Origin of the sequence: Enterococcus rotai, assembly GCF_001465345.1 — a bacterium.
Lineage (GTDB): Bacteria > Bacillota > Bacilli > Lactobacillales > Enterococcaceae > Enterococcus_L > Enterococcus_L rotai.
The window spans coordinates 3064791-3082995 of sequence record NZ_CP013655.1 but is presented as its reverse complement, the minus strand read 5'-3'; the positions used below and the strand labels follow the sequence as shown (position 1 = coordinate 3082995).

General features: G+C 37.2%; 20 protein-coding genes. 14 read left to right on the top strand and 6 right to left on the bottom strand.

The window, feature by feature from the left end; translation table 11 throughout:
* The first annotated feature begins 68 nt into the window (after positions 1-68).
* The 3 genes from ATZ35_RS13735 to ATZ35_RS13725 all read left to right on the top strand — a co-directional run bounded on the left by ATZ35_RS13735 (position 69) and on the right by ATZ35_RS13725 (position 2717).
* Positions 69-761, top strand: a complete 693-nt coding sequence (locus tag ATZ35_RS13735) for a membrane lipoprotein lipid attachment site-containing protein (RefSeq protein WP_208927736.1) — start codon at positions 69-71, stop codon at positions 759-761.
* Between the two features lie 150 nt (positions 762-911).
* Complete coding sequence (locus ATZ35_RS13730) at positions 912-1757, top strand: glucosaminidase domain-containing protein (protein ID WP_244148170.1); 846 nt, start codon at positions 912-914, stop codon at positions 1755-1757.
* A 135-nt stretch (positions 1758-1892) separates the two neighbouring features.
* Positions 1893-2717, top strand: a complete 825-nt coding sequence (locus ATZ35_RS13725; protein ID WP_208927734.1) for an aldo/keto reductase — start codon at positions 1893-1895, stop codon at positions 2715-2717.
* Positions 2718-2786: 69 nt separating this feature from the next.
* On the opposite strand, the gene ATZ35_RS13720 is transcribed toward ATZ35_RS13725, so the two are convergent.
* Together ATZ35_RS13720 and gloA are read right to left on the bottom strand one after the other, a co-directional pair.
* Positions 2787-3506: a gamma-glutamyl-gamma-aminobutyrate hydrolase family protein gene (locus ATZ35_RS13720; RefSeq protein WP_208927733.1), complete on the bottom strand. Its 720-nt coding sequence runs from the start codon at positions 3504-3506 to the stop codon at positions 2787-2789.
* Between the two features lie 171 nt (positions 3507-3677).
* Positions 3678-4052, bottom strand: coding sequence for a lactoylglutathione lyase (gene gloA, locus ATZ35_RS13715; protein ID WP_208927732.1), 375 nt, complete (start codon positions 4050-4052; stop codon positions 3678-3680).
* 174 nt (positions 4053-4226) lie between these two features.
* On the opposite strand from gloA, the gene ATZ35_RS13710 reads away from it, so the two are divergent.
* The 8 genes from ATZ35_RS13710 (at position 4227) to ATZ35_RS13675 (ending at position 11412) form a co-directional block, all read left to right on the top strand.
* Positions 4227-4676 carry an NUDIX hydrolase gene (locus ATZ35_RS13710; RefSeq protein WP_208927731.1) on the top strand — a complete coding sequence of 150 codons (450 nt, stop codon included), beginning with the start codon at positions 4227-4229 and terminating at the stop codon, positions 4674-4676.
* A gap of 383 nt (positions 4677-5059) precedes the next feature.
* On the top strand, positions 5060-5506 hold the full coding sequence (locus ATZ35_RS13705; protein ID WP_208927730.1) for a PTS sugar transporter subunit IIA: 447 nt from the start codon (positions 5060-5062) through the stop codon (positions 5504-5506).
* Between the two features lie 12 nt (positions 5507-5518).
* On the top strand, positions 5519-5797 hold the full coding sequence (locus ATZ35_RS13700) for a PTS sugar transporter subunit IIB (RefSeq protein WP_208927729.1): 279 nt from the start codon (positions 5519-5521) through the stop codon (positions 5795-5797).
* A 31-nt stretch (positions 5798-5828) separates the two neighbouring features.
* Positions 5829-7088 (top strand): PTS ascorbate transporter subunit IIC, encoded by a 1260-nt coding sequence (gene ulaA, locus ATZ35_RS13695; protein ID WP_208927728.1) that lies wholly within the window; start codon positions 5829-5831, stop codon positions 7086-7088.
* Positions 7089-7114: 26 nt separating this feature from the next.
* Positions 7115-7726, top strand: a complete 612-nt coding sequence (locus ATZ35_RS13690; RefSeq protein ID WP_208927727.1) for an SIS domain-containing protein — start codon at positions 7115-7117, stop codon at positions 7724-7726.
* 17 nt (positions 7727-7743) lie between these two features.
* Entirely contained in the window at positions 7744-8637 is an 894-nt protein-coding gene (gene dapA / locus ATZ35_RS13685) for a 4-hydroxy-tetrahydrodipicolinate synthase (RefSeq protein WP_208927726.1), read from the top strand.
* Positions 8638-8650: 13 nt separating this feature from the next.
* Positions 8651-9289, top strand: coding sequence for a bifunctional 4-hydroxy-2-oxoglutarate aldolase/2-dehydro-3-deoxy-phosphogluconate aldolase (eda, locus tag ATZ35_RS13680; RefSeq protein ID WP_208927725.1), 639 nt, complete (start codon positions 8651-8653; stop codon positions 9287-9289).
* Positions 9290-9330: 41 nt separating this feature from the next.
* Entirely contained in the window at positions 9331-11412 is a 2082-nt protein-coding gene (locus ATZ35_RS13675; RefSeq protein ID WP_208927724.1) for a BglG family transcription antiterminator, read from the top strand.
* A gap of 153 nt (positions 11413-11565) precedes the next feature.
* On the opposite strand, the gene yidA is transcribed toward ATZ35_RS13675, so the two are convergent.
* From yidA to ATZ35_RS13655, 4 genes are read right to left on the bottom strand one after another with little or no spacing between them, the layout of a single operon-like run.
* Positions 11566-12372, bottom strand: coding sequence for a sugar-phosphatase (gene yidA / locus ATZ35_RS13670; RefSeq protein ID WP_208927723.1), 807 nt, complete (start codon positions 12370-12372; stop codon positions 11566-11568).
* A 22-nt stretch (positions 12373-12394) separates the two neighbouring features.
* Positions 12395-13765, bottom strand: coding sequence for an HD domain-containing protein (locus ATZ35_RS13665; protein ID WP_208927722.1), 1371 nt, complete (start codon positions 13763-13765; stop codon positions 12395-12397).
* A gap of 21 nt (positions 13766-13786) precedes the next feature.
* The gene (locus ATZ35_RS13660; RefSeq protein WP_208927721.1) at positions 13787-14635 is read right to left on the bottom strand and encodes a lipoate--protein ligase family protein; all 849 of its coding nucleotides are present in this window, start codon (positions 14633-14635) and stop codon (positions 13787-13789) included.
* On the bottom strand, positions 14628-14987 hold the full coding sequence (locus ATZ35_RS13655; RefSeq protein WP_208927720.1) for a hypothetical protein: 360 nt from the start codon (positions 14985-14987) through the stop codon (positions 14628-14630). Before ATZ35_RS13655 ends, ATZ35_RS13660 begins: the two co-directional genes overlap by 8 nt.
* A 195-nt stretch (positions 14988-15182) precedes the next feature.
* Here ATZ35_RS13655 and ATZ35_RS13650 point away from each other — a divergent pair, with 195 nt between their 5' ends.
* The 3 genes from ATZ35_RS13650 to ATZ35_RS13640 are packed head-to-tail and all read left to right on the top strand — an operon-like array spanning position 15183 to position 18111.
* Positions 15183-16181 (top strand): thiamine pyrophosphate-dependent dehydrogenase E1 component subunit alpha, encoded by a 999-nt coding sequence (locus ATZ35_RS13650; RefSeq protein ID WP_208927719.1) that lies wholly within the window; start codon positions 15183-15185, stop codon positions 16179-16181.
* Positions 16178-17167, top strand: coding sequence for an alpha-ketoacid dehydrogenase subunit beta (locus tag ATZ35_RS13645; RefSeq protein ID WP_208927718.1), 990 nt, complete (start codon positions 16178-16180; stop codon positions 17165-17167). The genes ATZ35_RS13650 and ATZ35_RS13645 overlap by 4 nt, the downstream gene beginning before the upstream one ends.
* Positions 17168-17169: 2 nt before the next feature.
* On the top strand, positions 17170-18111 hold the full coding sequence (locus tag ATZ35_RS13640) for a sugar-binding transcriptional regulator (RefSeq protein WP_208927717.1): 942 nt from the start codon (positions 17170-17172) through the stop codon (positions 18109-18111).
* Positions 18112-18205 lie beyond the last annotated feature (94 nt).

Below are 18205 nucleotides of genomic sequence, written 5' to 3'. Positions count from 1 at the left end.
TAGGTTTAGTATAATGAATTCTAGGGGATTATTTTATTCAATATACTAAAAAGAGTTGGGGAGTTAAGATGAAAAAATTTATTTTGGTTTTTGTATTATTAGTAACATTGGCAGGTTGCAATAAGCCACTTACGAAAGAAGCAACACTTAAGCGGATGGACGCACAGGAAGGTAAGATAGACAGCTATTCATTAGATATGGATCTTAGTGTAAAAGTGAGTGCCTTAGGACAAAAAAATAACTCAGCTGTTGAAATGAGTTCAGAAGTTGATCGCAAAAATAATGCGTATAGTATCGATTCAACCAATGCAGATGGAGAAGAACTTGAATTTATCATTAAGGATGGTAAAGCATACTTAGAAGATCGACCTGGTGTTTGGAAGAAAACAGCAAAGGTTGATGCCAAAGAATTTAGCAACCAAGCTGATTATAGTGTGCCATTAGAATTACTTGGGTTAGTATCAGAAGATCTAGAGTTTGAAACGACGGATGATGAGTATCATTTCATGTATGATGGTTATGATAAAAAATTATATAAAACATTGAAAAAATATTATAATATTTCATTTACAGGTTTTGATACGGAGGATGATTTGACGATTACAATGAATGTAAGTGTTGATAAAAAAACATTTAACGTAAAAGAAATGGTAACAAAGGTTATCGGTGAAAATAAAAAAGGAAAAGTCATTGTCAGTATTGACTCAGAGTTTGATAATTTCAATACAATTGAAAAAATAGAGTTACCCGAGGAAGATTAATTTTTGATCAATCAAAAAAGAAAACGACAAAGTCATTTGTTGTTTTCTTTTTTTGTACTTAAACAAGAAAGAATAGAGCTATTTTTGATCAGAAAGGAAATTAATTGCGTATTACTATTTTAGAAGAATGATCAAGAATAGGAGATGCTCATGAAAAAGAAAGTGTTGTTTACAATTTTAATGATGATTACAATAACATTACCAAGTTTGGCTGTTGGTGCACCAATTAAAGAGCTGCAACGATCTCAAACGACAGATTCATCAAACTATTTGGAAAATCGCAATGAAGAGATAAGGGAAAATCAACCTGTAAAAGAAGAACAAGTAGTTGAAGTGCCTACCTCATACCTAGCTGATAAGACTTTTGAGAAGGTGGATGAGGAAGTGGATACAGCGTTATTGATCAAAAATCAAAAAATAGAAGACTTTATTCAGGCTATTAGTGGTTTTGCTGAAAGGCTTGCATCTAAATATGACTTGTATGCTTCGGTGATGATTGCCCAAGCAATTTTAGAGTCAGGAGCTGGCAGTAGTCGTTTATCTGAGGCGCCATTTTACAATTTATTTGGAATTAAAGGAGATTATAAAGGCAGATCAATCGTCATGGAGACGCAAGAAGATGATGGTGAAGGTCATTTTTATATCATTGAGGCACTATTTCGGCACTATCCGTCATATGAAGAATCTTTAGAAGATTATGCTCGCTTGTTAAAAAAGGGATTAGTTGGAAATTCTGATTTTTATAAAGGGGCTTGGAAAAACGAAACAAACAATTATCAGGAAGCAACGGCTTTTTTGACTGGAAAATATGCTACGGATATCCAATATGCTGAAAAATTAAATCAATTGATCGCAGTTTATCAATTAACGAATCATGATGAATATAGTAAGGAGGAAATCAATGAACGACAAAAAGATAATTGCTCAACGATTGATGAACTGAAAAAGAATGAGTACTCAATAAGAATTAATTCGATACGCGAACTAACCAATTAGAGTAAATGGTTAGTAAGGATTATTTTCAATAGAAAAGTAAAAGTTACGCCCATATAATCTACATATTTTGCTTCTGATATTTTAAGGAGTATACTAAAATTAGTATTACTTTTTCAAAGAAAGGATGAAAAAAAGATGTCATTTAAGAAAACAAAAGAGTTAGCGAATGGTTCAATTATTCCGCGTTTAGGTTTAGGGGTCTGGCAAGTGAAGGACGGAGCGGAAGCAGTTGATTCTGTAAAATGGGCTTTGCAAGCTGGTTATCGCTTGATCGATACTGCTGCAGCTTATAAAAATGAAGTCAGTGTTGGTGAAGGGATTCGAGCATCAGGTATTCCAAGAGAAGACATTTTCGTAACAACAAAATTATGGAATGAAGATCAAGGTTATGAGTCAACGCTAAAAGCGTTTGATGAAAGTGTAACAAAACTTGGTTTGGACTATGTTGATCTTTATTTGATCCATTGGCCTGTAGAAGGTAAATATAAGGATTCTTGGCGTGCTATGGAAGAAATCTATCAAAGTGGTCGTGCGAAAGCGATCGGGGTATCAAACTTCCATGAACATCATCTTGAAGAGTTGTTGAAAGAAGCTAAAGTCGTTCCAATGGTTGATCAAATCGAAATTCACCCTACGTTGACACAAGAACCATTACGTAAATTTTTATCAGAGAACAACATTGCAGTTGAAGCGTGGTCTCCATTAGGACAAGGCAAAATTTTAGAAAATCCAACGTTAGTTGAGATCGGTAAAAAATACAATAAAACAGCAGCTCAAGTGATCATCCGTTGGCATTTGCAAAGTGATATCATCGTAATTCCAAAATCAGTTCATGAGGAACGGATTAAACAAAACTTTGATGTTTTTGACTTTGAATTAAGCGGAGCAGATATGGAACAAATCAACAACCTGAATACAAATGAGCGTTTAGGTCCTGATCCAGATAATTTTGATTTCTAAATCAAAATAGACTAATTAAAAAGTACGGTAGAAGATCGATAGTTGTCGATTTCTTACCGTACTTTATTTTTATAATTGATTTACAAAATAGTCGAATAATTTAAATTCTTTAGAGTCAACCTCATAGCGAAGCTCTGGGTGCCATTGAACGCCTAACAATCGTTGGCTCGCATCAATCGCTTCAATTCCTTCTACGATCCCATCTGCCGATTTTGCAGTGATTTTTAGAGACGATGCCAACGTGTTGATTGCTTGATGATGATAAGAATTGACGCGGTATGTTTGTCCAAATACTTGATACAAAGTGCTGTCTTCTTCAATTTGAATGCTGTGAGTTGCGAATTGTGGTTGTGTTGGTTGCTGACCATGTTTTATAGTCCAGTCAGTGTATAACGATAAATCTTGATATAAAGTTCCACCTAGCGCAACATTGATTAATTGCATGCCACGGCAAACAGCAAAAATCGGTTTATGTTGTTTGATCGCTTCTTTGATTAAAGCCAATTCAAAGAGATCACGATTTCGATTCGTTTCTTCAAGTTTAGGATGTGGCTCTTCTCCAAAGAAATCAGGCGAAATATCTTGTCCCCCTGCTAACAATAATTTGTCGATTTTAGAAATATAGGCAGCAGCAGTTTCCTCTGCACCGATAGGTAAAATGATAGGTAATCCGCCTGCATTTTGAACAGCCGTCACAAATCCTTGTGGCGTATAACTCACATGGTTTCCGTTAAATACATCAACCGATTGAATAATTTGATTTCCAGCAATACCGATAGTTGTTGTCATTTGATCACGTCCTCAATTAATATGTAGAATAACAGTGTATCACTTTTTCAAAAAATAAGGTTACAAATCAACTTTAAATCAGTTGCAACTAGTTAAGTACGGTAATTAGTCAAAAAGAAACAGTCACTCACACCTTAGGTAAGACCTAAAAAGTAAGTAACTGTTTTTAGACTAGCGAGTACGAATAACTTCGATTTTGTAGCCATCTGGATCAGTAATAAAATAATATGATGGCGGAGTACCTGGTAAACCTTTCATATCCGTAACGGTGAAACCAGCATTTTTTTGTTCTTCATGAAGCTTCTCAATTTCATCTGTGCTAATTGCGATATGACCATAACCGTCTCCTAAATTGTACGCTTCATGATCATAATTATACGTTAGCTCTAGTTCATAACCGTCACCAGGTAAAGTTAGGTAAACTAAAGTAAATTTATGTTCTGGGAAATCACGACGGCGGCTTTCTTCAAAATTGAATGCTTTTTGATAAAACACCAACGATGCTTCTAAATCTTTGACACGAACACAAGTGTGAGCCATTTTCATATGAGTTATCTTCCTTTCAGAAATGGGTAATTATCGCAGATCATAACAAAAATCTGCAGATATTTTTATAGTAGCATAGACTTTATGGAAAATGTGAGTAAAACGATAAGATAATACTTGTTCATGAGAAAATTCTCATGTAAAATTAGGTTAAAAGAAAAGGGAGTTGTTTTTATGGAAACACCGTCATTCGGTGAAAAATCGGAAACACTAGTATATAAAAAAAGGCTGGGTGCTTATATTATTGTATCAAGAAGTAATGGTGCAGAAATAGTCTTAGTTCAAGCACCAAATGGAGCTTATTTTTTACCGGGCGGCGAAATTGAACCAGGCGAAACAAAAGAAGTAGCGATTCATCGGGAAATGCTCGAAGAACTCGGGGTAGAAGTGGAGATTGGTAATTATTTGGGACAAGCAGACGAATACTTCCATTCAAGGCATCGAAGTACCGATTATTATAATCCAGGCTATTTTTTTGTTGCAGATAGTTGGAAACAAGTATGTGAACCATTGGAGAAAACCAACACGATCAGTTGGGTATCCGTGGAGCAAGGAATTAAGTTGCTAAAACGCGGTAGTCATAAATGGGCGGTGCGTCAATGGCAAGCAGAGCAACAAAAATAAGCAAATAGAGTCAAGAAAGCAAATCGAAACTGATTTGTTTTCTTTTTTTTGAAAATGAAAACAATTATGGAAAAATCATGAGAAAATACAATCGATTTCTTGAATTTAAACGATTCGGTTCAATTATTGTTTATAAGAAAGCTATTTATTGAAATGAATAAGTCGATCAAGAAACCGTTTGATCGAGATATATGACATTTGATGAATCCTTTTTATCAGATAGCTGATTTTGTTGAACTTCCTTGATTTTCAAGACCACTCTTTGTTTCAGAGGCAAACAAAATAAGGAATCAAAAGAGATTGAAACCCTTTCATAAACAGCTTATATTGAAAAGGAACCAATAAGTCGTACGCTTGGTGAAATTCAAAAGGGGTGTTGCATATTGTTAAGTGAGATGATAAAACCAGAATTTATTCAGCTAGATGTTGAAGCGCTAGATTGGGAGGATGCGATTAGAAGATCTGCCGAACCTTTACTAAATGGAGGGAAAATCACAGCTGACTATATCGAAAAAATTATTGAAACAACACAAACGCTTGGACCATATATTGTAGTCACAAAACATGTTGCACTGCCTCATGCGCCTACACAATGTGGTGCACTGGATTTAGCAATGGGAATTACAACGTTAAAAAATCCTGTGGTGTCTGGTAATGAAAGTAATGATCCTGTTAAGTATCTTTTTTGCATGAGCGCTAAAGATAGTGAATCGCATCTAGAGTCAATGGCTGAGCTAGTTAATTTATTAAGTGATCAACGTTTTTATCAGATTTTAGACACGGCGGAAAAACCAATGGATATTTTAAACTATATCATTAAAACAGAATAGGAGATGAAACGGATGCATAAAGCACTTGTAGCATGTAGAGCAGGAGTAGGTTCAAGTTTGATGTTAAAAATCAAAACAGAGCAAGTCATCAAAGAAAATGGGTTTCCAATCCAAGTTGAACATTCCTCATTAGATGCAGTACCGGGATTTGACGGTGATTTATTGATTACTTTAGCGGATGTTGCTAAGGAACTAGAAACACAGGGATTAAAACAAACAATCATTGGCATCAATAACATAGTAGATAAAGTTGAGATTGAAAGTAAATTAAGTCATTTTTTGAATAGCTGACACCGCTGTACACATAAGGAGATGAAAAAAAGTGGATTTTATTATTAGTTTTTTAAGTACACCAGCAATTTTGCTTGGTATTGTTGCCTTTGTTGGACTTGTCGCTCAAAAGAAGACAGGAACAGAAATTTTAACTGGAACATTTAAAACGATTATCGGCTTTATGGTTTTTAGTGCGGGTGGCGCATTGATGACAGGTGCTTTGCAAAATTTCAATAAACTGTTTCAAACAGGGTTCAATATTGTCGGCGTTGTTGCTTCACCTGAGGCTGCAACTGCTATGGCACAAGAGCAATATGCTTTGGTGACATCCTGTACGTTGATTTTAGGATTTGTAATGAACTTAATTTTTGCGCGGATCACACCAATGAAAAATATCTTTTTTACAACGGGTCATAGTTTATTTTTCGCCTGTGTTCTGTCATTGATCATCAAATCCCACGGTATTTCAGATGTTGCTGCAATTATTATTGGCGGAACAATCTTAGGATTTTGTTCAGCAGCGTTGCCTCAGCTATGTCAACCATTTATGCGAAAAATTACTGGGAGTGATGATGTTGCGATCGGCCATTTTAATATGATTGGTTACTCATTGTCAGGCTATATTGGTAAACTGTTTAGTAAACATGAAGATAAAAGTACAGAACATATCAATTTTCCTAAATGGCTATCTTTTTTCAGAGACTTTTTAATGGGTGTTGCAGTGATTATGTTGATTCTATTTTATGTATCCGCTTTAAAAGCTGGTCGTGAGGTTACACAGGAATTGGCTGGCACTACTCATTGGCTAGTTTTCCCAATGATTCAAGCATTTACATTTACTGCAGGAATGTCGATTTTAATGACGGGTGTTCGGATGTTCTTAGCGGAAATTACAGCAGCATTCGTTTCAATATCAGAGAAGTTTATTCCGAATTCTCGTCCAGCTCTAGATGTACCAACCGTTTTCCCATACGCTCCAACAGCCGTGATCGTAGGTTTTCTGTCAGCGTACGCTGCAGGACTCGTTGGTGTAGCAATCATGGTGATCTTTAAATTTCCAATTGTGATTATTCCAGCAGCGCACATTTGCTTTTTCTCTGGAGGAACAGCTGGTGTTTTTGGAAACTCAACTGGTGGATGGCGTGGTGCGGTTGCAGGATCCTTTATTGTTGGGTTATTACTAGCATTTTTGCCAACGATTCTTTATCCGGTTTATGGCAGCATGGGCTTGGAAGGTTCGACTTTCCCTAATATTGATTATAATGTGATCGGTATTTTTATTGAAAAAGTATTAAATCTATTTTCTTAATCGAATAGATTGGAGGCTGAGATAAAATGGAAACACAAGAAACAGATCAAGTATTGTTTCGCTTTTTTGAAACTACATCTGGAGAAATCAATAAATTTATTCAAACAATATCAGTAGAACATTTACTTGAAGCAAAGGAATTGATTCTTTCTTCAGAAAAACAAGGAGGGCGCGTTCATGTGACAGGGATCGGTAAGCCTGGTCATGTTGCTGAATACATTGCGTCACTATTATCATCTACAGGCACACCAGCCTATTTTTTAGATGGTACAGAAGCGATCCATGGTTCCGCGGGACAAGTTCGATCTGGTGACATTGTCCTTTCAATTTCAAATAGTGGTGAAACAGCAGAACTCAAAAAAACAGTTCAAACACTTAAAAATAATGGCGCTAAAATTATTTCTATTACAGGCAAAAAGAATTCTTGGCTTTCAAAAAATAGTGACTGTTTTTTGTTTGCTGGTGTAGAGCAGGAGGGTGATCCTTTAAATAAGCCACCTCGAGCTTCTATTTTGGTAGAAGTACTTCTACTTCAAGCGTTAAGCGTCTTATTACAGCAGGAAAAGGGCATCACCAATACAGAATACGTGAAGTGGCATCCAGGAGGAACTTTAGGGCAAAGTATGTTAACCCAGTAAAGAAAGGACGGACGATAATGAAAGCAGAAGGAATCATTACGGCGATGGTCACGCCCTTAGATCAAACGAATAAAATTGATGCTAATGCCACCAAACAATTAGTCAATCGTTTGATCGATAAAAAAGTAAATGGTTTGTTTATCCTTGGCACAAATGGGGAATTTCATGTTTTAAGTGATTTAGAAAAGTTGCGGTTTGCTGAAATAGTGATTGCCGAGACTCGTGGTAGAATCCCTGTTTATGTAGGGACAGGAGGAAACAGTACGGACCAAGTCATTTCTTTATCCAAAGAAATGACAAGTCTTGGTGCAGATGCGTTATCTGTGATTACGCCATACTTTGTAGCGCCAACGGAAGCGGAATTGATCCAACATTATTTAACAATTGCCGAAGCGAATATCGCACCTATTTTACTATATAATATACCTAAAAATACTGGAACGAATATTAGCCGACAGTTAGTGGAGCAGGTAGCTGGGCATCCAAATATTATTGGTATCAAAGATAGCAGCGGGAATATCGAAATGATCAAAGAATACTTAACGATAGCTAAAAAACATGATTTTTCAGTTTTATCGGGATCTGATTCTTTGATATTATCTGCTTTAAAAGCTGGAGCCACCGGAGCTATTGCAGCTACTTCCAATGTTTTAACTGAAATCGATGTGGCTATTTATCGTCACTGGTTAGAAGGTGAAATAGAAAAAGCACAGGTGATGCAGGATAGTATAGAAGAATTTCGACGCATTTTAAAGCTAGGAACGATTCCATCGGTGTTAAAAGCTGCTGTTTGTCACCAAGGTATCGCAGTTGGAACAGCACGATTACCAGTTCAACCGCTGAGTGTCGAAGCATTATCAGAAGTAACGCAGGTCATGGATGAGTACACAGAAAAATTTGGATCGTTATAGAGGAGGGCCAACGATGTTCCGAACAAGTATATTAAATCGAATCGAAGAAACAAAAATTATGGCGATTGTCAGAGTAGAGACGTTAAAAAGAGCAATCGAGATTGCGGATGGCTGTCTAGCAGGCGGAGTGGATTGTCTAGAAATCAGTTATACATTACCAAATGCTGGTGAAATGATCAAACAATTGAATGAACAATACCAAGAGAAATTATTGGTCGGTGCTGGAACTGTGTTAGATAGCGAAACGGCTAGATTGGCTATTTTAGCAGGAGCAAAGTTCATTATTGCACCGAACTATAATGAATCTGTTTGTAAACTTTGCAATCGATATCAAATTCCTTATATGCCAGGCTGTACTAGCGTAACCGAAATGCTGACGGCAATCGAAGCTGGAGCGGCAATGGTTAAAGCTTTTCCCATTTCAAGCTACTATGGGCCAAGCTTGATAGCAACATTAAAAACACCAACACCTTATCTGCCAATCATGTCATCTGGCGGTGCTAATTTAACGAATATTCATGAGTGGTTAGAAAGTGGCGTGGATTGTATAGGGGTTGGCAGTCTTTTGACGAAAGGCACTCAAGAAGAGATCATGGAGAATGCTAAACAACTAAAACAAGCCGTCATTAAACACAGAACACAAAAAAATTAGATCTACTATTAAAAAAAGTTGCTTTTGGAGGAGGGGATTGAATGACTGATGAGCGATCCAGAAAACTAATGAAACGTTTGATCGAACGTTCGATACACGAAATAAATGAATTAGCTACACAAACTGGTTTAACTAAAAGACAATTAGAATATTCGTTAGAAAAAATAAATGAATTGCTTGCATTAGAAACCGAAGCCAAATTAGTGATCGAAAATAATCGGATCATTTTAACCAACCAACTCCGAGAGCATTTTATTGCAATACTTTCAGACAAGACATATGCTAAAGGGTATTTGATGAACGCTTTTGAACGAGCAAAATATCTGTATTTATTACTATTTTATTATGCAGATGAGTATCTTTCAATCAATCATTTTATTGAAGAACTCGGAGTTGGCAAGACAACGATCGTCAATGATCTGAAAAATTTAACAGTTGAGTTGGAAAGTAAAAATATTCAACTTGTTTATACAAGAAAAGATGGTTATCGATTATCAGGAAATGAAGAGCACATTCGTTATCATTTGATGAAAATGATTATTTTAGATTCAACTGAAAATAACACGGTCTTTATCTATGATCAGTTTATCGAAAAACATCACATTGAAACAGTCGAAGCAACGAAACAGCTGATTGAAGAATATACAACACAATATGGTCTTTCATTTGTAGAAAATCGCTTGATTGAATTTTTATATACATTTATTTTTCTAAAGAAACGACTGCTGACAACTACAACTGTTTTTTATGACCAATTCCAGTTGAATGCTTTGATTGCTATGAAGGAATATCAATTTGCTAAAAGTATATTAGCCCAATCTGGCATTGATGATGAGTCCGCTTATTTGTATCTTTGTGCATGGATTTTAGGCTTGTCTGTAGGACGTCCGAATGACTCTACTAAGGACTATGAAACGATTCTGGAACTTGTTAAGCGGATTATTTTACGATTTGAAGCGATATCGGGTATTCGTTTTAATAATCAAGAGTTAGTAGTTCGCCAACTATATGCTCATCTGAGGCCAGCGTATTACCGTTTATATTTTAAGCTGCCGATTGTTAATCCGTTACATAATCGGATCAAAGATGAATATCATGAATTATTCAATATTGTTGAGGAAACATTAAAACCGATTGCTTCATTATTTGAACATCCGATTCCTGAAGACGAGGTTGCTTTTTTAACTATGCATTTTGCTTCTTTATGTTCAAATTTCGATGAATACACGACTTCTCAAAAGGTCGCGTTGATCGTTTGTCCAAATGGGATAGGGAGTTCATCGATTGTGTACACAGAGCTGAAATCTCTGTTTCCAGAGCTATCCTTTTTAGGCCCAGTCGAAACGAAGGAGATTGAACGGCTGTCAGACTCTTATGATTTGATTTTTTCGACTGTTCCAAATATTCGACTTTTTTATACGAAGAAGCCTGTATATATTGTTAGTCCGATCATGAATACACAAGAAAAATATCGCTTGATCAGTGATGTATACACGCAAATCGGTAATTTTAATTTTAAGTTGCCAAGTGTTGGGAAAATTATGGAAATCATTCAACGACATACGGCTGTATTAGAAGGCTCTGCGCTAGAAAAAGAGTTATATGAGTACTTGATCAACCAAGATGAGCCAAGCCAATTGGATGATGGTGGTCCAAGTTTGTTTGAAATAACAGCTCCTGAATTGATTCAGTTAAATATGCCTGCAAAAAACTGGGAAGAAGCGATTCGTCTTTCAGCAGCATCATTATTGAAAGAAGGACGGATTACCCGAAACTATATTGACACCATAATCGAAACCGCAAAAAAAGAAGGACCTTATATGGTGATCTCTAAACATGTAGCCTTACCCCATGCTAGACCGATAGATGGGGTTGAGCAGTTAGGGATGAGTATCAGTGTCCTGAAACAGCCGATTCTATTCGGTAGTAAGGAAAATGATCCAGTCAAATATATATTTTGTCTAGCTGCTACTGAAAATAATCGACATTTAAATGCAATGGCAGAATTGGTTCATTTATTAGATGATCCTCAATTTTATTCTTTGCTTGATACATGTCAAGATCCCTACGAGGTTTATCAATATCTAACTCGAAAGAAACGATCCTTAGTAGAAAACAACTAAGATGGCTACTAAAAAAAGCAGTTTGCAAAATTACTGCAAGCTGCTTTTTAATTTGAATCAACGATGAGGTCGAGACAGAAGGGGGTATTCCGAGAGCCAATTAGGGACTGTGTACCATGCTCGTACCTCGCTGTGTTTACAGCAATAAGACTATTACATATATTTTAGCAAAATTTCTGCAACACCGTCTTCATCATTACTTGTTGTTTGAATATCGGCTGCTTGCTTCACACTTTCAGTTGCATTTCCCATCGCAACACCGATACCAGCATACTCAATCATAGATAGATCATTTTCGTTATCACCGATCGCCATTGTTTCTGCTTGAGTAATCCCTAAATGTTCTGCAAGCTTTGCTAATGCATTGCCTTTACTTGCTTCTTTATTTAAGATTTCATAGTAAAATTCAGTACTTTTGACGGTTGTGTACTTATCGACAAACGTTTCAGGTAACTGCTTGATTGCCTTATCTAAAATAGCTGGTTCATCGATCATCATCATTTTAATGATCGACATATCTGACGTCATTTCTTCAACGGTTCGGTATTTAAGTGGCATATCTACTAGATAGGCTTCGTGTACTGTATATTTACCAATATCACGATTGGCGGTGTAGATTGCTTGGTCATCAATCGTGTGCAAATGGACACCTACTTTGCGTGACATCGCTTCGATTTCTAAAAAGTCATCATGGCTTAAGCCATACTGAGAGATGATTTCATTTGATTTTGTTGCTTGGACTAGAGAACCATTGTAAGTAATCACGTAATCATTATCACCATACAAATCTAATTCGGCTAATTGCTCTTTAACGCCTGGCAAAGGTCGTCCTGTACATAAAACAATATACATGCCATTTTCGTTCGCTTTTTGCAGTGTCTCTTTCACCTTAGGGCTGATTTTCCGGTTTGAATCTAGTAATGTTCCATCAATATCGATTGCAACTAATTTGACTGTCATAACTTCCTCCTGTAATAACTTCTTATTTTTTCCCTTCAACTAATGCACCATTGTGAATATAGGCAGCAAATTCACGGTAAGTATCATCAAATAAATCATAATGTTGTTGTCTTTTAGGGTCAACCATTTCTTTTGGAAAATAAAAGCGTTCATCGATCTGCGTTTGACCTGCAAGCGCTGCGACTAGGTGACTGATTTTAGATAATTCGATCAAGGTACCATCTTTTTGCATTATTTCAATTTGTGTACGATGGCTATTTTTTTCTGGACGATAAAAGTCGTATGGTAGATCATAGCTTGAATTGATAGCAGTATAATATTTTGGATTATAACCGACCTTCTCAATCAATGCTTGGAGATGGCGGATCGTCACAGAAGCTTGATCACCAGAAAACGTGACTGATTTTAGTGGTTTACGAATCAAGAAACGATTAGCCAAATCATTCAGAATTTGATCTGGTAAAGAAGTCCATTGCGTAAAGTAAGTGTTCAATACGCCATCATCTAATTTTAGATATTCCTGCAAAGAAAAATTCCCCTTAAAAAAAGGAACCAAAAGTTGGGAATGGAGTTGATAATCTTCAGGCTGTTGTTCATACAATTCCTTAGCACGATGAAGTAAATGATCTAAAATAACTTCCATTCCTCTAGAAACAGGGTGGAAATAGACCTGAACATACATTTGATAGCGACTGACAATATAGTCTTCAACCGCATGCATACCGTTCATGGCAAAGGCCAAACCATCTTTATAAGGACGAATTACTCGTAAAATCCTTGTCAGGTCAAATGTTCCATATTCGGTTCCAGTAAAATAAGCATCTCGCAATAAGTAATCCATCCGGTCAGCGTCGATTTGACTAGAAATCATTTGAACAACTTGGGGATTCGGATATTTTTTAGTAATAACACTAGCCACTTTATTTGGAAAATCAGCTGAAACACGATTCAATATTTGAAAAACTTCTGTCTCTGGTGAAGTAATGATTTCTACTGTGATCGCTTCATGATCCGTATTGAAAATATGTTCAAACGTATGAGAGTACGGACCGTGACCGACATCGTGAAGTAAAGCAGCACAAAGCGTCACTAACCGTTCATTATCATCCCAACCATCCGGCCCGATTCGCTCAGATGAATAATTACGTTGAAAAATATCACAAATACGGCGAGTAATTTCATAGACGCCCAAAGAATGAGCAAAACGACTGTGCTCTGCACCATGAAAGGTAAAAGAAGAGGTGCCTAATTGTTTGATTCTCCGTAAACGTTGGACTTCTGCAGAATTGATTAGATCTAAGATAACTTGGTGTTGGACATGAATATAGTTATGGACTGGATCTCTAAAAACTTTTTCGATTGGTAAAATTTGATATTTATATGGTGTTGGCATATTTTCACTCCTTATCGCTGGTCAGTCCAATAATTGGTTTCGCTGCTGCATTTTATTCATTTGTTTGCTGATTTCAGAAGTAAACCATTCAGATGTGAATAATGTTTGTAGTGTTTGGTCATCAAATAGGTTTGGTTTATTCTCTGCTAAGACAGCAAGCAATCGTTGTTTCACATCTTGGACAGTCAGTGTTTTATGAAGCAAGTCTTCTAAATTTGCCATCACAGTTGGATCAACTGGAGGGTAGCCATTTTCACCAAAACTTTCAGACAAACTAGCTTTATAAAAACGGCGAACACTTTCCCCACGTTTTTGTTGGTCACCATTGACACTGATATACAACATAATCGCCGTGCCATCCTTTACTCTTCGTTGAGCTGTCCCAGCAAATTTTTTACCATTGATGCTCAAATCAAATGTACCAGGACAGTAAGATTCGCTGATTTCAAATGCCCCAATAGGATGGTCAGAATCTTCAAAAGCCAATTTAATCCAGCTCCACATAAGCGTATAGGCTTCATCAATGCTCATTTTTTTAGTCGTAGGATTTGGGAGTATCAGTGAAACATTTAAAACACCTTCATCTGCAATCACACCTAAGCCGCCAGCATTTCTGATTACGACGTTATAGCCATCCTGTTTCAAAGCAGTCAATCCACTGTTCAAATCGACAACCCGAGTATCTTTCATACCAAGAATCATCGCTTGATCAAGTTGCCAAAAATGAACGATCGGCTGCTGATTAATCCCGGAGAATGTAGTTAAAACATCGGTCAAGGCAAAAGGCAGAAAATAATCTGGTTTCGTCAATAATTCTTGATCATATATAAAGATTGTATTGGCTGTGAATAATTCATTTAAATTAGTCATCTTGATCCTCATCCTGTTTTACGCGGGAAACGTAATCTTTCACTTCTTTATTCATTTGATTATATTCATTTGTAAAGCGCATCGGTTTACTAATGATGCGCATCGGCATAGTGGCTAAAAATTTACTGAAGTCTTGTCTAGCTTCTTCAGTTAAACGACCGGGTTTAGAAACTAAGCGTTCATATAAATAATGATAAAATTGATTCATTGCATCAATATCGATACTCATTTGATTGTGACACTCAGTACATTCGATACTGGAAATGATCTCATTCATATATTGAATGTCATGGAGCGTTTCTTTTTGGCAATGCATACAAAATAACATCGCTTCTTCATCATGAAATAACATTTGTCTCCACCTCCATGTTCTATTATATACGATTTAAACGAAAAATCATGCTAATCTGAGCAGAAATGACTTGGAAAAGAGAGAATTTTTAAGGAAAACCAAAAATTGACGAGAAAATCTTGCTATCACTTAAAGAAAACTATAGAATGTTTACATATGATTCAGGAGAGAACAATTGTAAAAAGGAGTGAGAAAATGAAACAAGTAACAGCAAAAAAGGACCCAAACACATCAATTGATGAGCGAGAGGCATTAAAGAAAATGTGGCAAATACGAATTTTTGAAGAAACGCTTCAAGAACTTTTTGATGCTGGGGAGCTATATGGAACGATGCATTTGTGTATCGGACAAGAAGCAACGGCGGTTGGTGGCGCGAGTCTTTTAAATGAAAGTGACTGGATCGTTTCAACTCATAGAAATCACGGCCACTGCATCGCTAAAGGAACAGATATTAGAAGTATGTTTGCTGAGATGCTGGGAAAAAAAACAGGTACAAATGAAGGCAAAGGTGGTAGCATGCATATTGCAGATCTTGCAGTTGGAAATCTAGGATCAAATGGTATCGTGGGCGCAGGCTTTCCCATTGCGGCAGGGGCGGCTTTGAGTGCCCAAATGCAGGGAACAAAACAAGTTGTCCTTTGTTACGCTGGAGATGGTGCGACCAATGAGGGGAGTTTTCACGAAGCTTTGAACTTGGCCTCTATTTGGCAATTACCAGTTATTTATTTCATTGAAAATAATCAATATGGAATGAGTAGTTCGATTGAACAAATGGTCAATATAGAGAAACTGTCTGAGCGTGGTAAAAGCTATGGCATCGAGGGTGTAACGATTGATGGTAATGATCTATCAGTTGTCTCAAATACTGTTTCTAAAGCAGTGAAGAAAGCCAGAAACGGTGGTGGACCGACACTAATCGAAGCGTTGACCTATCGGCACAAAGGTCATTCAAAATCAGATAAGTTGAAGTACCGCTCAGAGGATGAGTGTCGTCAGTGGCAAGAACATAATGACCCTATTTTACGCTTGGAAAAAAAACTGCTTCAACATAATGAAATTACAAGCAAGGAAATCAGACAGTTAGAACAATCGACCCGACAAGAAATGGCTGATTTAGTCGCTTCAGTAAAATTAGATGATGAGCCTACGAAAGCGGATTTGTGGACTCATGTTTATGCGGAGGAAAAAATATGAGAACAGTCACGTATTTACAAGCAATCAATGAAGCACTAGATGAAGCGTTGGGGCTAGATGAGCATGTGTTTCTTTTAGGGGAAGATATTGGAGTATATGGTGGCGGCTTTGGTGCCACTAGCGGACTTCAAGAAAAATATGGAAAACAACGTGTTCGCGATACGCCAATCTCTGAGAGTGCGATTGCAGGTGCTGCAGTAGGTGCGGCTATGACCGGTATGCGTCCCATAATGGAATTACAATTTTCTGATTTTATTACTGTGGCAATGGATCAGTTGGTCAATCAAGCAGCGAAAATCCATTATATGTACGGTGGGAAAGCGACTGTTCCTCTTGTGATGCGGACTGCAGCTGGATCAGGTACAGGCGCTGCGGCTCAACATTCTCAAAGCTTGGAAAATTGGATGGCACATATTCCAGGCTTAAAAGTAATCCAGCCAACTACGCCTTACGATGCAAAAGGCTTGCTTCACGCTGCGATAAAAGACAATAACCCTGTTATGTTCTATGAACACAAACTGTTATATCAAACGGAAGGTGTCGTGCCAGTAGAACCTTACACGATACCAATTGGTGTGGCTGATGTTAAACGTTTAGGGACTGATGTTACAATCATTGCGACGGGGATCATGGTTAGTAAATCTTTAGCTGCTGCTGAAATCGTAAAAGTAAAAGGCATTTCAGTGGAAGTCATTGATCCAAGAACGTTGGTTCCCTTAGATAAAGAAACACTATTAACTTCAGTCGAAAAGACGAATCGAGTGATCATCGCAACGGAAGCAGTTAAAAATAGCGGATTTAGTAGTGAACTAGTTTCAATCATCGCCGAGTCTAAAATCAGTATGAAGTTAAAAGCGCCGATTGTCCGATTAGGCGGAGAATTTGTCCCGATGCCTGCTCAAAAGGCGTTAGAGGCCCAAGCAACACCTCAAATTGCTTCGTTAGTTCAAGCAGTGGAACAACTAATGAAAGAGGCTGACATTTAACGATGAAAATTAGTGAAGATCGTAGAAAAATGTTAAAAATCGTCACGATGTATTACGAGCAAGGTATGACACAAGCCCTAATTGCCCAAAAAATGGGGATCTCTCGACCCGTTATATCAAAAATTTTACAACAGGCAAAAGAATCAGGGGTTGTTTCCATTTCAATCAAGGATGAATCTGCGTATGCGGTTGAGTTAGGGTTGCGTATTGAGCAAAAATACCAACTTGATGATGTAATCGTCGTTCCTACAAATGAACAAAAACAAAGTCAATCAGTCAAAAAAGAAGTCAGCCGAATTGCTGCATTTTATCTTAAAGAACGATTGAATGTCGGGATGAACATCGGTTTATCATGGGGCACAACACTAGCAGATCTGATCGATGAGATGCCTTATTGTTCATTTCCAACGATAAACGTTGCTCCTTTAGTTGGTGGTGTCTCTAGTGAGCATCTTTACTTTGATACAAACCATTTAGTGTTCAGATTAGCTGAAAAACTCAATAGTCGTTGCCAGTATTTTTATGCCCCAGCATTAGCTGAAAGTATCGAATTAGCCACGGTTTTAAATAAGTCTCAATTGGTTAGCAAAGCTCTGGCACAAGCAAAACATGTTGATTTTGCGATTATCGGCGTAGGGAATCCGAATGAAAGTTCTACTTGGAAACGACTTGGCTATATCGAAGAAAATGAATTAGAAATTATCAAAGAAACAGGGGTCAAAGGGGATGCCGTAGCATCCTTATTTGACAAAAATGGTCAAACAGTGAACAATGAAATCAGCCAGAGAATGTTAGGCATTAAGGTAGAGGATTTAGTCAATATACCAGATGTCATGGTGATTGGCTGCGGCGAGGAAAAAGTAGAGAGCATCAAACCATTATTGATTGGGAGCTGTTGTTCCATTTTGGTTATTGATCAAACGATTGCGGAAGCTTTGGCTTGAAATCACGCGGAAAAAGGATAGAATATACTAAGGATAAAAGTGTTATGGTTCATTTTTCCTATTTTTCAGTCGAGCCAGAACGAGTCCGCTACGC